Source organism: Streptacidiphilus monticola, assembly GCF_042658505.1.
GTDB classification, from domain to species: Bacteria; Actinomycetota; Actinomycetes; order Streptomycetales; family Streptomycetaceae; genus Streptacidiphilus; species Streptacidiphilus monticola.
Window position 1 is genome coordinate 11,924 of record NZ_JBHSQJ010000036.1, and the last position, 14,280, is coordinate 26,203.

The following is a 14,280-nucleotide window of genomic DNA, read 5'->3' on the forward strand; positions in this document are numbered from 1 at the left end:
CCTTCGGGCATGCCGCCGTCAGGTTCAACAAGTCCTGCTCAGCCGCCCAGCACCGCCTGCATCACCGCGCGGGCGACGGGCGCGGCCAGCCCGCCGCCGCTGATGTCGGCACGGTCGGCGTTGCTGTCCTCGATCACGACGGCGACCGCGACCGGCGCCGTGTCCGAGCCGCCGGGCTTCGCGTAGGCGACGAACCAGGCGTACGGCTTGCCGCTGTTGTCGACGCCGTTCTGGGCGGTGCCGGTCTTGCCACCGACGGTGGCGCCGGGGATCTGGGCATTGGTGCCGGTGCCGTTCTGGACCACGTCCACCATGGCCGTCTGGATCTGCTGCGCGATCGAGGCCGACACCGGCTGCCCGAAGCGCTGCGGCGAGAAGTTCTGGACGACGGTGCCGTCCGCGCGGGTCAGCTTCTCGACCAGTTGGGGCTTCATCAGCACCCCGTTGTCGGCGATGGCCGCCGCCACCTCCGCCATCTGCAGCGGGGTGGCCCGGGTGTCGTACTGGCCGATGGAGGACAGGGCCAGGAAGGCCTGGCCGGTCAGTTTGTCGGGGAACACGCTCTCGCTCACGCCGACCGGCACGGTCTGCCCGGTCCGGTTGAACCCGAAGGCCTCGGCCGTCCGCACCATGCCCTGCTCCCCCACGTCCACGCCGAGCTTGGCGAAGACGGTGTTGCAGGAGACCCGCAGCGCGTACTCCAGCGTGGCGTTGGTGCAGGCGTCGCTCGCGGACTCGTTGGTGACGGCGTGGTTCGTGTCCTTGGGCGTGTACGGGTTCGGCGAGTCGGTCGGTTCCGGGCGGATAGGTCTGCCGCAGCGCCCGGTTGAGCATCGGCTGAGCACTGTCGGCGTTCAGCTCCGTCCACGCCCGGGTGACCGAACTCCCGGTGCCGGCAATGCGGTTGGGGTCGTAGGACGGGGTGCTGGCCAGCGCCAGGATGCGCCCGGTCGCGGGCTCGATCGCCGCCACCGCCCCCCGCTTGTCGCCGAGGCCCTGGTACGCGGCCTGCTGCGCCTTGGCGTTGATGGTGGTGTAGACGTGGCCGCCGGGAACCGGCTCGCGGCTCACCGCGGTCCACAGCGGACGGGTGGACAGGCGCGTGTCCGAGCCGGAGAGCACCCCGTCCTCGACGCCCTCCAGCAGCGTGTTGCCGTAGGTCTGCGAGGAGTAGCCGGTCACCGGGGCGTACAAGGCGCCGTTGGTGTAGGTCCGTTGGTAGTCGAACCGGCCGCCGGTCGCCTTGGAGCCGGTGACCGGCCTGCCCTGCACCAGGATCTCGCCGCGCGGCTGCGCGTAACGGGCGATCGTCGCCCGCTGGTTGGCCTGGTCGTGGTTGTAGCCCTTGGCCTGGAAGACCTGGATGCGGGTGCAGTTGACCAGCAGCGCCACGATCAGCAGCAGCGCGAACATGCCCGCGCGGCGCGCGGTGCGGGACAGCGAGAGGCGCTTGTGGCCCGCCCTCATGCGGCGGCCTCCCCCTCGGCGCCGGGCGGCTCGGGCGCGGCCACCGGCTCGGCGTGCTCCGGGTGCGGCAGCCGGGCCGCATGGGTGAGCCGGACCAGCAGCGCCACCAGGACCCAGTTGGTGATCAGCGAGGAACCGCCCTGGGCGAGGAAGGGCATGGTCATCCCGGTCAGCGGGATGAGGTCGGTGACGCCGCCCGCGACCACGAAGACCTGCAGTGCGAGCAGCACGGCGAGGCCGATCGCCAGCAGCCGCCCGAAGGGGTTGTGCAGAACCCGCCCGGCCGTGAAGCCGCGGCCGACCAGGACGGCGTAGAGCAGCATGACGGCGGCGATGCCGGTCAGACCCAGCTCCTCGCCGAAGGTGGCCAGGATCCAGTCGGACTTCACCGCGAAGCCGATCAGGTACGAATGGCCCTCGCCGAGCCCGGTGCCGAGCAGGCCGCCGGCCGCGAAGGCGAACAGCGACTGTGCCAACTGACTTGCGCCCTGGCCCTGTTGGATGCTGGCGAAGGGATGGAGCCAGTCCACGACCCGGCTGTGCACGTGCGGCTCCCACAGCGCCACCGGGACCACGGCGACGGCGGTCAGCACCAGGCCGACGGCGATCCAGCCGCTGCGGCCGGTGGCGACGTAGAGCATGACGACGAACAGCCCGAAGAAGATCAGGCAGGTGCCCAGGTCCTGCTCCAGGAAGAGCACGCCCGCGCTGAGCAGCCAGACCAGCAGCAGTGGTCCCAGGTCGCGGCCCCGGGGCAGCTCGACGGGCCCGATCCGGCGGCCGGTGAGGGCGAGCGCGTCGCGGTTGACCGCCAGGTAGGCCGCGAAGAAGACCGCCAGCGCGATCTTGGCGATCTCGCCCGGCTGGAAGGAGAGCGGGCCGATTTTGATCCAGATCTTCGCCCCGTAGACGGCGGGCAGGAAGATCGGCACGACCATCAGCAGGATCGAGGCGAAGGCCAGCACATAGGCGTAGCGCTGGAGCCGCCGGTAGTCGCGCAGCAGCACGACGACGGCGACGAACAGGCCCACCCCGAGCGCGGACCAGACCAGCTGGGTCTGCGCCGAGGCGTTGCCCGGGGTGGCCCGGTCCAGCCGGTAGATGACGACCAGCCCGAGCCCGTTGAGCAGCACGGCGACGGGCAGCAGCAGCGGATCCGCGTAGGGGGCCCGCCACCGCACGGCCAGGTGCGCGATCAGCGCGAGTGCGCCGAGGCCCAGCGCGTACTCCGGGGTGTCGGCGGGCACCCTGCCGTCCAGGTTGCAGCCCACGTCCACGTAGCCGAAGGCGGCGATGGCCACCGCCCCCACCAGCAGGCCGAGTTCGACCCAGCGACGGGTGGGGGCGGTGGCGCCGGACTCCGGGCCGCTCCCGGAGTCCGCGGTGCCGGATGGGTCCTGAGGGTCAGTCACCGACGGCGGGACCGGCCGACGCGGGAGCGGCGGCCTTGGCCGCGGAGATGGCGTCGCGCAGGTGCTGGTCCTCCTCCGGGCTGAGCGAGGTCTGGATCAGCTGCCCGCCGTAGGGGGCGATCTTCGGCAGGACCTTCTCGGTGACGGCGTTGTCGACCAGGACGAAGAGCGCGGCCGCACCGGGGGTCAGCCCTTCGCCGACCCTGCGGGCGAAGTTGTCGTCCACGCCGTAGTCCTGGGCCGCCCCGAGGGCGGCGCCGGTGGCGCCGCCGATGGCCGCGCCGAGGAACGGCATGAAGAAGAGCAGGCCGATCAGCCCGCCCCAGAGCGCGCCTCCGGCAGCGCCTACGCCCACGGTGTTGGTGGCCTGGTGCAGCTTGATCTTCCCGTCCTGCGTCCGCGCGACGACGAGGGCGTCCTCAAGCTCGAGCAGCCGCTGCTTCTGCAGCTCGAACAACTCGGCCCGGACCTTCTCGGCGGTGGCGACATCGGGGTAGGCGACGACGACGAGATTGCTCATGGAGTTCCCCTTCGAGACCGTGACTCGAACGGAATGTATCCCCACTTCGCCCTCAATTGTCCGATTTACACGCCCACCCGCGCCCCCACGCTCGGCGCCGTAGGCCCCAACGCGGCCCAGCCGCCATGGCAGGACACGAGCCGGCGCGGCTCCACCGCGTGAGGCGCGACCATCCCCGCCCGACCCAACGGCGGCGCAGCCGCCGGCAGGGGACCGGCGGACGCCGCAGACACGGGCGGCTCCGCCGCGCAAGGCGCGACGAACCCACCCCGAGCCCGCCCCTGCGGCACAGCCGCCTTCAGCGGCGCAACGCCGCAGACACGGCGCCGCGTGAGACGCGACGAGCCCGCCCGGGGCCTCACCTCTGGCACAACCACCTTTCAGCGGGTGCGAGGCCGCAGACACGGGCGGCTCCACCGCGTGAGGCGCGACCATCCCCGCCCGACCCAACGGCGGCGCAGCCGCCGACAGGGGACCGGCGAGGCTTGCAGACACGTGCGGCATCGCCGCGTGGAGGCGCGACGAGCCCACCCCGAGCCCGCCCCTGCGGCACAGCCGCCTTTCAGCGGCACAACGCCGCAGACACGACGCCGCGTGAGACGAGACGAGCCCGCCCGGGCCCCGCCTCTGGCACAGCCGCCGTTCAGCGGTGCGTGGCCGCACGCGCGGCTCCGCCGCGCAAGGCGCGACGAGCCCACCCCGACCCCGCCTGCGGCACAGCCGCCGTTCAGCGGTGCGCCGCCGCACGCGCGGCTCCGCCGCCGGGGGGCCGAGCGACACACCACGTGGGGGTGGTCGCCCCGTTCCGACGGTCCGGAACGCCCTCGCTGGTGGGCCGGTCGCACAGTTCCCCCCACCTTCCGGGGAGGGGATGACCCCAGCGCCCCCGGCAGGGAAAGGCCCCTGCGGGGCCTACGGGCGGCGGATGGTGCGGGAGGCGGGGAGGGTGAAGCCGATCTCCGCGCCGCCCTGGGGGCGGTTGACGGCGAAGACGCGGCCCCCGTGCACCTCCGCCACCTCCCGGACGATGGACAGGCCCAGCCCCGACCCGGGATAACTGCGGGCCGCCGTCGCACGATAGAAGCGGTCGAAGATCCGCTCCAGGTCCCCCTCCGCGATACCGGGGCCCGAGTCCGCCACCGCGATCTTCCTGCCGTTGGCGACCAGCCGGATCTCCGCCGGCGCCGGGGCGAACTTCGCCGCGTTCTCCACGAGGTTGGTCATCGCGCGCTGCAGCGCCTGCGGCCGGGCCAGCAGCAGCACTGGCTCCGCCTCGACGGCGATCTCGCGGCCCGTCCGGCGGCTCGCCAGCGTCGCCGTCTTCTCCGCGAGCGCCTTGAGGTCCACCTCCGACGGCTCCTCGATGTTGCGCCGGTCGGCCGCCAGCTCCACCAACTCGTTGACCAGACCCGTGAGTTCGCGCGTCTCGATCTCAAGGTCGTCCAGCAGTGCGGCCCGCGACTCCGGGCGCAGCCGGTCCAGCTTGCGCAGGGCGGCGATGTTGGTGCGCAGCGAGGTGAGCGGGGTGCGCAGTTCGTGGCCCGCGTCCTGGACCAGGCGGCGCTGGTCGTCCTGGGAGCGGGCGAGGCGGCCCAGCATCTCGTCGAAGGAGCGGCCGAGCCGGCCGATCTCGTCCTGCCCCTGCTGCGGCACGCTGACGTCCAGCCGTCCGGTCGACGCCACCTCCTCCGCCGCTCCGGCCAGTCTGACGAGGCGTCGGGTGATCCGTCCGGCCACCCACCAGCCGACGCAGCCGGCCGCGACCATGACCACGCCGGTGGTCAGCACGGTCCGGATGAGCAGGCTCTCCAGCAGGTCGTCGGTGATGCTCAGGTGCTGCGAGAGCATGACCGCGCCGCGGCCGCCGCCGAGGGAGACGGTGACGACGCGATAGCGGTCGCCGCCGGTGGCCTCGGTGACGTCGTGGGTGAGGCCGGGCTCCTGGGAGCGGGCCAGTGTCCGGTCCGCCTCGGCGACCGGCAGCGGGTCCGGTTTGCCCTCCTCCAGCACCACGCCGCCGGGGCCGAGGATCTGGATGCCGATGTCGCCGGAGTGGGTCAGCTGGTCGGCCAGCTGCTGGTGCTGGTCCGTGCTGGTGATGAAGTCGCCCGGCTTGAGGTTCTTGAACTGCTTGGCGTCGCCGACCAGGGCCTGCAGCGACTGCGAGAAGTCCTTCTCGTGGTCGTGCCGGATCAGCGCGGCGGCCGAGCTGTACCCGAGGGTGCCCACCAGCGTCGCCACCAGGACCGCCACGCCGGCGAAGGCCAGGGCGAAGCGGACCCGCAGGCCGACCGGGACGAACAGTCCGCTCACGGCTCTCGCAGGGTGTAGCCGACTCCCCGGACGGTGTGGATGAGTGACGGACGGTCAGGCGTGTCCAGCTTGCGGCGCAGGTAGCCGATGTAGACGGCCAGGTTCTTCGAGCCGGGGCCGAAGTCGTAGCCCCAGATGCGGTCGTAGACGGTGCTGTGGTCGAGCACGATGCCCGCGTTCCGGGCCAGCAGCTCCAGCAGGTCGTACTCGGTGCGCGAGAGCTGGATCTCGTTGCCGCCGCGCCACACCCGGCGGGCGGTGGGGTCGATCCGCAGGTCGTCGACCTCGATCAGCTCGCGGCGGCCCAGGCCGTCCTCGCCCGCCCCGGCCTCCGGAGCGGGCGGGACCCGGCGCAGCAGCGCGCGCAGCCGGGCCAGCAGCTCCTCGGCCTCGAAGGGCTTGACCATGTAGTCGTCGGCCCCGGCGTCGAGCCCGGCGACCCGGTCGGAGGTCTCCACCCGGGCGGTGAGCATGAGGATCGGCGTCCGGTCGCCCTCGGTGCGCAGCACCCGGCAGACGGCGAGGCCGTCGATGCCGGGCATCATCACGTCGAGCACGAGGACGTCGTGCTTCTCCTTGTGCACCGCGGCCAGCGCCTCGATGCCGTCGGCCGCGGTGGTGACCTGGTAGCCCTCCAGGGTCAGCAGGCGGTCCAGCGAGTCACGGATGGCACGGTCGTCCTCGGCCAGCAGTACAGTCCACGTCACGCCCTCGATTGTCGCCGACCCGTCGTGAGAACGCGGTAAGAGCCCCGCGCGAGCTTCGTGCAGGCGTGGCCGTGGCCAGGACGGCGACCTCCCCCCAGGGCGTCAGCACCGGCCGGGCGGGCGGCGGGCCGCCCCGGCGGACCGCGGCCAGGCAGTCGCGGAGCTGGCACAGCTCCTCGGCGTCGAGCACCGCGGCGCCGAGGTCCAGCAGCTGCCGCTCCCCCTCGTCGTCCAGTCCGGCCGCGGCCCCGTCCGCCAGCAGCACCACCGGCTCCCCCGAACTCCCCCGCGCCACCGCTGTGGTGGGACCGCCACGAACAACCAGCACACGACACCCCCTGGCCTCGCGGGCGGCAGCAGTCCGGCCACCCCGATGCGCCGAACGCTATCCCGGCGCGCCGCCCGGCCCCGGACCGTCGGCACACATTCGCGCGGGGTCCCCCGTTTTGGTCCAAGCAGCGGCATCCGTGCCTCCTGACGGGCCGTCACCGCAGTGGCGCGCCATGCCCGTGCGGGCTCAGGTGGCTCAGGTGTCGGCCTCGCCCCGGCCGCGGTCGAGCAGCGACTCGACCAGCGCGGCGACATGCCGCCGGTCCTCGGCGGACAGCTGCCGGAGGCTGGCGATGAGGACGTCCACCTCGCGGTCGGGGGCGGCCACGTGGATGCCGCAGGCCTCCGCGGCGGCGCGGCGGACCGCGTCCAGCGGCAGCTCCAGCCCTCGGGCCAGGCCCTCCAGGCTTGCCGGCTGGGGCATCCGGACCAGCCGCTCGACCGTCGCCAGGTGGTGCACCGTGGACCGGGGCAGGCCGCCGCGCCGGGCCACCTCGCCGTACGACCAGCCGGTCCTGTCGATCCGCTCCCGGATCAACTCCCGTAGTGCGTTGGCCGGTTGCTGGGCCTGCGGCCCAGGGGACGGCGCGGAATCCTCGCTCACCTGGCGCAGCCTCCTCAGTCCGGACGCCTCCGGCTCGGTGGCGCCGATTCTAGAGCGATCACACGGATGTGCTTGCCACGCGCACCGCCCGCGGTTACTGTCCAATCTCGTTGGACAGTTCGTCCGACGTCGTCGGACGCCGAATGAAGGGGATTCCTACCCATGAGCATGGACATCCACGAGCTGGAGACCGAGTCCGCCGAGCTGCTCCCCGCCCGCGAGGCGCTGGGCCGGCTCAAGTTCAGCTTCCACAAGACGGTCACCGTCACCAAGCACGTGGCCTACGTGGACGCGCACAACGAGTCGCTCGCCGGCAACTGGAACTCGCCGTACGCCGAGGCGGCGTCCTGCGCCAGCCAGTCGATCTCGATCCACCAGTAACCACCGGCAGGACGAGAGCGGCAGCGTGGAACCGCAAGCGGCACTGCCGGGGCCGGGTGGGCCCGCCTCCGCACTCCCCCCGGCCGGGCGCCCCGCCCCCGCGTCCGACCAGGACCCGCGGGGGCGGCAGGCGCCCCGCCCGAGTGCCGGACTGCAACTGCTCGGCGAGTACCAGGGCTCCGGCTTCACCGAACCCCGGTACCTCGCCCGGCGGGGCGACGGGCAGGTGGTGCAGCTCACCAGGCTGCTCCACCTGGTCGTCGCCGCGGTGGACGGTCAGCGCTCCACGGCGGAGATCGCCCGGCTGGTCCGGCTCCGGTCCGGCCGGGAGGTCAGCGCGGCGAACGTCGCCTACCTGATCGACCGCAAGCTGACCCCGCTGGGGCTGACCCTCCCGCCCGGCCGCGACGACAGTCCGGCGGACGCCCCGCGCTCCGACCTGCTCCTCGTCCTCAAGGGCCACACGGTGCTCCTCCGGCCGGCCCGGGTGAACCGGGTCGGCCGGGCGCTGGCCTGGCTGCACCGGACTCCCGTGGTGGCCCTGGCCCTCGCGGCCGCGGTGGCCATGGACGTCTGGCTCTTCGCCGTGCACGGCGCGCTCGCCCCGGTGCTGGCCGTGCTCGACCGGCCGGCACTGCTGCTCGCCGTATTCGGGCTGACCGTGGCCTCGCTGGTCTTCCACGAGTTCGGCCACGCCTCGGCCTGCCGTCACGGCGGCGCGATACCCGGCTGCATCGGCTGCGGGCTCTACCTGGTCTGGCCCTCGCTCTACACGGACGTCACCGACGTCTACCGGATCGGCCGCGCCGGCCGGATCCGCACCGACCTCGGCGGGGTCTACTTCAACGTCCTGTTCATGCTGGGCCTGTGCGGCTGCTACCTGCTGACGGGGCAGCAGTTCCTGCTGGCGGCGGTCTACCTGGGCCACTTCGAGATCCTGGAGCAGCTGCTGCCCGCGCTGCGCCTGGACGGCTACTACATCCTGGGCGACCTGGCCGGCGTGCCCGACCTGTACGGCAAGGTGCGCCCGATCCTGCTCAGCGCGATCCCGGGCCGCCCGGTCCACCCCGAGGCGGCGGCGCTGAAGCGCTCGGCCCGGGTGACGGTCACCGCGTGGGTCCTGACGATGGTGCCGCTGGTCCTCGGCGAACTGGGCTACGCCCTCTGGAACCTGCCCCGCCTGACCGGCACGGCGGTCCACTCGCTCCACGTGCAACTGGGCGCGACCGCATCGGCGTTGGACGACGGCCGGATGGCGGCGGCAGCCGTGGCGGCGCTCGGCAGCGCGATGCTGCTGCTGCCCGCCGCGGGTGCCGGATACCTCGCCCTGCGCGTCGGCGGCCGCCTGCTGCGGGCGCTGCGCCGATGGGCGGCCCGGGGCCGCGGGGCCCGGCTGGCGCTGGCGCTGGGCGCGGTCGCACTGCTCACCGCCCTCGGTGCGGCCTGGGCGGACGACGTCCTGCCACAGCGCCAACTGCCGCCCCGGCAGGCATCGTTGGTACCGACCGAGCCGGCGAAAGCCCCCACCGGCTCGGCGGTCGGCCACGGCAGGGCCGTCACGACCCCGCACGGCGCGGCGGGCAGGGTGCCGCTCCCGGTGCGAACCCACCGCACGACGTCCGCCCCTGTCCCGCCGACCCCGCCTCCCTCCGCGTCCGCGTCGGCCCCCGCGCCCGCGTCGCCCTCACCCGGACCCGGCCGGTCGCCGTCCCCGCCCCCGAGCCGGTCGGCCTCGGCCGCACCGTCTCCATCTCCGTCCTCGTCCCCGTCGGCTTCCGCCACGGCGACACCCGGCAGCACCGCTCCGAGCCAGAGCACCTCCCCGGCGGCCCCTTCCCCCTCGGCCGCCCCGCCCGTCCCACCCTCGCCCACTCCCGGAGGAACACCACCGTGATGTCCAGGACCCCCCTCTCCCGCAAGGCAGTTCGCACCGGCCTCGTCGCCCTGCTCGCGCTCGGCGGCCTCGGCGTCGGCGCCGCCCCGTCCTCGGCACTGTCGCTGCGGATCGGCGGCGTGGCCATCGCCGCGGACGGCGCGCGGGCCGTCGCCCACCCGGGCCACGAGACCCGGTTCGACGACTCGTTCACCGTCCACCAGTACGGCACGGTCCGCGCGGCGGGCGTGCGCAACCGGGCGATCGCCGACTCCTCCGGCTGCTCCGCGGACGACGGCTGCCGCGCCGTGGCGCTGTCCTTCCAGATCGTCACGATGGCGGGCACGGACATCCGACTGGAGGCCCTCAACCTCGGCCAGGCGACCAACCACTCCTGTCCGAGCTGCGAAACGGTGGCCGGCGCCTACCAGTTCATCGTCTCGACGGCCCGCCCGTTCACGCTCTCCTCGGCGGACCTGGCCCAACTCGCCGCGGTCCACCACGCCCTGGACGCCCTCGGCCGCAGCGACGCGGACGCGGCCACGCTCAAGGCCCGGGCCGACGCGCTCGCCGCCCGCGTCACCGCCGTCCTCCAGGCGGCCGCCGCCCGGGCCCCGCAGCCGCCCACCACCCACCACCCCCTGACCGTCATGCCGGACGCCACAGCGTTCGTGACGGTCCACCGCATGTTCGACCGCTGACGCCGACCTCTCCGCGGCCGGACATGGCCGGGGCCCGGTCCGCCCCCGCGGACCGGGCCCCTGGCCGCGCGTGCATCAGTCGGCGAAGGACCACGGCGCCGACCCTTCCGCCGGGCCCGATGTCCGCCCAACTCGGCGTCTCCGAACAGCTGTTGCGCTCCCATCCACCCCCCGCCCCGACCGACCTCGGGCCCAGGTCTACGCTCGGTGCCATGACCGAGGGGGAACCGCTCGAACAGCACCTCAGACGCGCCCGGCTGTGGATCGTCGTCGTGATCGTCGGCCTGGTCCTGGCCGGAGCCACCGCCTTCCCGCTGGTGACCGAGACCCGCTGGCTGGTCTGGGGCGCCACCGACCCGCACTCGCCCGTCAAGGGCGTCGCCGACCGGCTCCCCTCCGCCGTCGCCTGGATCGAACGCGTCCACCGCGGCCTGACCGAGACCGGCGACCGCTACCCCTTCATCGCCTACGGCACGGACTGGCTGGCCTTCGCGCACCTCACCATCGCCTGCGCCTTCATCGGCCCGCTGCGGGACCCGGTCCGCAACATCTGGGTCATCGACTTCGGCCTCATCGCCTGCGCGGGCATCATCCCCCTGGCACTCGTCTGCGGCCCGCTGCGCGGCCTGCCGTTGTGGTGGCTGCCCATCGACATCTCCTTCGGCGTCCTCGGCGCCCTCCCCCTCCTCCTCGCCCGCCGCCACATCCGCGCGGCGGAACGGGCCACGGCCTCGCGGGCAACTGCCTGACCACGCCGACGCCTTCGCCGACCCCCGTCGGAGGGGCCGCGGACACGGAGTAGTCTCACCGGCCTCACCACACGTTCCGGGGGGTTCCACATGCGACACAGAGCACTGAGCCTTGCCCTCACCGCCGCCCTCACCGCGACCGCCTCCGCACTCGTGGCGGTGCCCGCGCAGGCGGCGAGCAACACCCTGACCGTCACCACGATCGGGCGCAACGGCGCCCGGATCACCATGCCCCTGGTGCTCACCAACGCGAAGACGGGGCAGGTCGTCACAGGCCGGAAGAGCGGCCGGAGCTTCTCCCTCGCCAAGGGCTCCTGGGAGGTCGTCGTCGACATCGAGACACCCGACAACTCCCCCTACCGGATGAGTGACACCCTCGCCGCGGTGAAGGTGTCCGTCTCCGGGCGCACGGCCGTGACCCTGGACGCCCGCAGGGGCAAGCGCGTCAGTGCCTCGGTCGACGCCACGTCCGGAGCCGCGGCCGGCTCCTACAACGCCTTCGAGACCGCGGTGGCCTGCCCGGCGAACAACTGGGGCGGCCTGGTCGGGGTCTACAACGTCCCCGGCGAGATCTACGAGATCCCCAACGCCCGGGCGACCGAGTTCCAGTTCGGCTGGATGCAGACCTGGACCGGCGCCGACTACTACGCCGTGAACCGGACCACGAAGGGCCTGCCCGCCAACCCCACCGCGTACTTCCGGCGTTCCTCCATGGCCAGGGTCAACCTCGCCATGCGCAGCGGCGAGACGTCACAGCCGGTCAACGGGGTGATGGCCAACCCCAGCACCGGCGGCCAGGGTTGCACGGACCTGCTCTACGGCAGCTCCGACCTCACCGGCTCCGGCACGGACGCGACCGCCTGGCTGTCCTCCGGCCAGTGGCAGGTGCGCGGGTACAACACCAGCGGCGCCTGGACACTGGACACGAACGACAACAGGGGCCCCGTCAAGCTGACCGGCGGCCACAGCTACTGGCTCAACTTCGGCCGCGCCGTGTGGGGTCCGACCGCCGGCCTGCCCGTCGTGGACCGCCGCTCGATCCGGTTCACGCCCTACGCGACGATCGCCGACGTCAACTCCGGCACCGGCGCGACGGCCGACACCCGCAACACGGTGACCCTGTCCAAGGCCGGCCACGTGCTCAAGCGGCAGACGCTGACGACCAGTTACGGCAGCGCCCCGACCTTCTCCGCCGGTATCGCCTCCGCCGGCTGGTACAGCCTCTCGGTCACCTCGACCCGCAAGCTGCGGGCGCAGCTGTCCACCACGGTCACTCTGGCCTGGCACTTCCACGCCGATCCGCGGGTGTCCGAGGTGGCCCCCGGCTACCTGGCCAAGCTCACCCCGGCGGGCCTGTCGGCGGCGAACAAGGTGCCCGAGCGCAGCACCACCCCGGTGTCGATCACGCTGGCACGGACCGACGCGCCCTGGACCACCGGCCTCAGGTACGCCCATGAGACCGTCAAGTCCCTCAAGGTCTGGGCCTCCCACGACGGCGGCCGCACCTGGCACGCCGTCACCGTCACCCGCTCCGGCTCCCACTGGCTCGCCAAGGTCCCCGAGCCCGCCCAGCCCGGCTCGGTCACCCTGCGCACGGTGGCCGTGGACACGGCCGGCAACAGCTCGACGCAGACGGTCTACAACGCCTTCCTGGTCAGCTGACCGCCTGTCAGGTCGGGACCGGGCCCCACTTTCGCGGTGGGGCCCGGCGCCCGGACCCTGACCGGCTGACGGTCGGCCGAGTCCTCCGGGGCTTTCAGGAACGGCGCAGTCGAAGGCCGCTGACGAGCAGCACGACGGCGACCGCCGCGGTACCGGCGGCGATCCTGCTGTGCGCGACGTACCTCGCCTCCGGGCAGGCCCGAAAGGGCAGGTCTCCGGAGCCCTGGCTCACGACGAGGCAGTCGTGCCCGGCGCCGCCTCGGCCGCCGGGTCGAGCGCCTGCACCCAGCCGGTGAAACGGCTGACCAGGATGTCGAGTGGTCGGGAGCGCCAACGCCCCGACCGATGAACCCGAGCCAGCACTCGTCCGCAGCCAGCGCCTCGATCCCCGGCGTCAGGGTCATGTCGCGGGCCTGGCCCGCCCGCTCCACAGGACCTCGACGCGGCCGGCTCCTGGATCCGTCCCGACCGCGTGTGACACAGCGCGTGACCGACCTGGCGTCTCTGCACGACACGACAGAGGCCCTGTCGGGTGATCCCGACAGGGCCTCTGTGCTGGGTGGAGCTGAGGGGATTTGAACCCCTGACCCCCTCGATGCGAACGAGGTGCGCTACCGGACTGCGCCACAGCCCCAACGAGAAGAAACTCTAGCAGGTCCGGAGGGGTGCTTGTGACCACCCCCGGCCCTGGCGATCACTGGCCCGAGGCGCGGGGGGTGTCGTCGGCGTACTGGTCGAAGAGGGGCGTGCGGCTTCCGGGGGCGCCGGACGCGCCCCCGCGGGGGCGGGTGCGGGGGGCGACGGGCTTGGTGGAGTACGTGGGGGACGGCGCAGGAACCGGCGTGGACGCCGTGTCCGGGGGTGACTGGCGCTCGCGGACGCCCGCGACCCAGTCCTCGTGCTCGACCTCCGCCAGATCGGCGGAGAGCAGCGCGCCCGTCCCCGACGTCGTGGGCGCAGGCGGGGCTGCCACGGGCGCCGGAACCGGGGCGGGGGCCGGGGCAGGCGCGGCGGCAGCCCGGCGGCGGCCCAGTTTGGCCTCGAGGCGGCGGCGCTCCTGCCTGCGCATGTGGGCGATGTAGCAGGAGAACAGCAGCGCGGGAATCGCGGGAAGCCACAGCAGCCCGATGCCGACGACCGCCGTCGCCAGCATGCCCGCGGTGAACGCGGCGAAGAGCAGGACCACCATGCGCCGCCGCCGCGCCAGCAGCACGGCACGCGCGTTCGCCTTCCCGGGCGACGCGGACTGCGCCGACTGCCCGGACTGCGCCGGCTGGCCGGGCTGCGCGGACTTGACGGGCCGTGAGGACGGCTGCTGCAGCAGCTGGGTGGCCTGCGCGTCCTCCAGGCGGCGCTCCGCGCGCCGCTCCAGGGCCGCGCGACCGGAGAGCAGGCGGATGGCCGTGCTGAAGCGCTCCGTGGGCCGCGCCTCGTTCAGCTCGTCCTGCCGGCGCAGCCACATCGGAACCAGGTACGCAGCCCAAGCCCCCACAATGACCGCGTAGATGAGGCCGCTGCTGCTCACGCTTCACACCGTAGGGCCGGGGCGCATTCACCGCGG

Annotated in this window: 11 protein-coding genes, 1 tRNA gene and 1 pseudogene; 5 read left to right on the forward strand and 8 right to left on the reverse strand. The window is 73.4% G+C overall.

The annotated features are described in order from the left end of the window. Nucleotides 1–38: 38 nt before the first annotated feature. The 6 genes and pseudogenes from ACFP3V_RS10225 to ACFP3V_RS10250 form a co-directional block, all read right to left on the reverse strand. A pseudogene (locus tag ACFP3V_RS10225) lies at nt 39–1,467 on the reverse strand (penicillin-binding transpeptidase domain-containing protein). Further along, on the reverse strand, nt 1,464–2,879 hold the full coding sequence (locus ACFP3V_RS10230) for an FtsW/RodA/SpoVE family cell cycle protein (protein WP_380582183.1): 1,416 nt from the start codon (nt 2,877–2,879) through the stop codon (nt 1,464–1,466). The pseudogene ACFP3V_RS10225 and the gene ACFP3V_RS10230 overlap by 4 nt, the downstream one beginning before the upstream one ends. Then, entirely contained in the window at nt 2,872–3,399 is a 528-nt protein-coding gene (locus tag ACFP3V_RS10235; RefSeq protein ID WP_380582185.1) for a DUF1269 domain-containing protein, read from the reverse strand. Before ACFP3V_RS10235 ends, ACFP3V_RS10230 begins: the two co-directional genes overlap by 8 nt. A 912-nt stretch (nt 3,400–4,311) precedes the next feature. Then, nucleotides 4,312–5,712, reverse strand: coding sequence for a sensor histidine kinase (locus tag ACFP3V_RS10240; RefSeq protein WP_380582187.1), 1,401 nt, complete (start codon nt 5,710–5,712; stop codon nt 4,312–4,314). Beyond that, a complete protein-coding gene (locus tag ACFP3V_RS10245; RefSeq protein WP_380582189.1) occupies nt 5,709–6,419 on the reverse strand; it encodes a response regulator transcription factor in 711 nt (236 codons plus the stop codon). Before ACFP3V_RS10245 ends, ACFP3V_RS10240 begins: the two co-directional genes overlap by 4 nt. Nucleotides 6,420–6,945: 526 nt before the next feature. Next, nucleotides 6,946–7,353: a transcriptional regulator gene (locus tag ACFP3V_RS10250; protein WP_380582191.1), complete on the reverse strand. Its 408-nt coding sequence runs from the start codon at nt 7,351–7,353 to the stop codon at nt 6,946–6,948. A gap of 162 nt (nt 7,354–7,515) precedes the next feature. Between ACFP3V_RS10250 and ACFP3V_RS10255 the strand changes: the two genes are divergently transcribed. The 5 genes from ACFP3V_RS10255 (at nt 7,516) to ACFP3V_RS10275 (ending at nt 12,719) form a co-directional block, all read left to right on the forward strand. Then, entirely contained in the window at nt 7,516–7,734 is a 219-nt protein-coding gene (locus tag ACFP3V_RS10255) for a hypothetical protein (protein WP_380582193.1), read from the forward strand. Between the two features lie 25 nt (nt 7,735–7,759). Beyond that, nucleotides 7,760–9,628 carry a hypothetical protein gene (locus ACFP3V_RS10260; RefSeq protein ID WP_380582195.1) on the forward strand — a complete coding sequence of 623 codons (1,869 nt, stop codon included), beginning with the start codon at nt 7,760–7,762 and terminating at the stop codon, nt 9,626–9,628. Next, the gene (locus tag ACFP3V_RS10265; RefSeq protein WP_380582197.1) at nt 9,628–10,308 is read left to right on the forward strand and encodes a hypothetical protein; all 681 of its coding nucleotides are present in this window, start codon (nt 9,628–9,630) and stop codon (nt 10,306–10,308) included. The genes ACFP3V_RS10260 and ACFP3V_RS10265 overlap by 1 nt, the downstream gene beginning before the upstream one ends. 212 nt (nt 10,309–10,520) lie before the next feature. Continuing rightward, entirely contained in the window at nt 10,521–11,057 is a 537-nt protein-coding gene (locus tag ACFP3V_RS10270; RefSeq protein ID WP_380582199.1) for a hypothetical protein, read from the forward strand. 90 nt (nt 11,058–11,147) lie between these two features. After that, entirely contained in the window at nt 11,148–12,719 is a 1,572-nt protein-coding gene (locus ACFP3V_RS10275) for a hypothetical protein (protein ID WP_380582201.1), read from the forward strand. 560 nt (nt 12,720–13,279) lie between these two features. Here the strand turns inward: ACFP3V_RS10275 and ACFP3V_RS10280 are convergent. Together ACFP3V_RS10280 and sepX are read right to left on the reverse strand one after the other, a co-directional pair. Continuing rightward, a tRNA-Ala gene (locus ACFP3V_RS10280) sits at nt 13,280–13,353 on the reverse strand. Nucleotides 13,354–13,413: 60 nt separating this feature from the next. Then, nucleotides 13,414–14,244: a divisome protein SepX/GlpR gene (sepX, locus tag ACFP3V_RS10285; protein WP_380582203.1), complete on the reverse strand. Its 831-nt coding sequence runs from the start codon at nt 14,242–14,244 to the stop codon at nt 13,414–13,416. Nucleotides 14,245–14,280 lie beyond the last annotated feature (36 nt).

Coding starts and splice junctions, on each gene's coding strand:
- ACFP3V_RS10270 (WP_380582199.1), top strand. CDS start 10,521: ATGACCGAGGGGGAACCGCTCGAACAGCACCTCAGACGCGCCCGGCTG.
- ACFP3V_RS10255 (WP_380582193.1), top strand. CDS start 7,516: ATGAGCATGGACATCCACGAGCTGGAGACCGAGTCCGCCGAGCTGCTC.
- ACFP3V_RS10265 (WP_380582197.1), top strand. CDS start 9,628: ATGTCCAGGACCCCCCTCTCCCGCAAGGCAGTTCGCACCGGCCTCGTC.
- ACFP3V_RS10235 (WP_380582185.1), bottom strand. CDS start 3,399: ATGAGCAATCTCGTCGTCGTCGCCTACCCCGATGTCGCCACCGCCGAG.
- ACFP3V_RS10275 (WP_380582201.1), top strand. CDS start 11,148: ATGCGACACAGAGCACTGAGCCTTGCCCTCACCGCCGCCCTCACCGCG.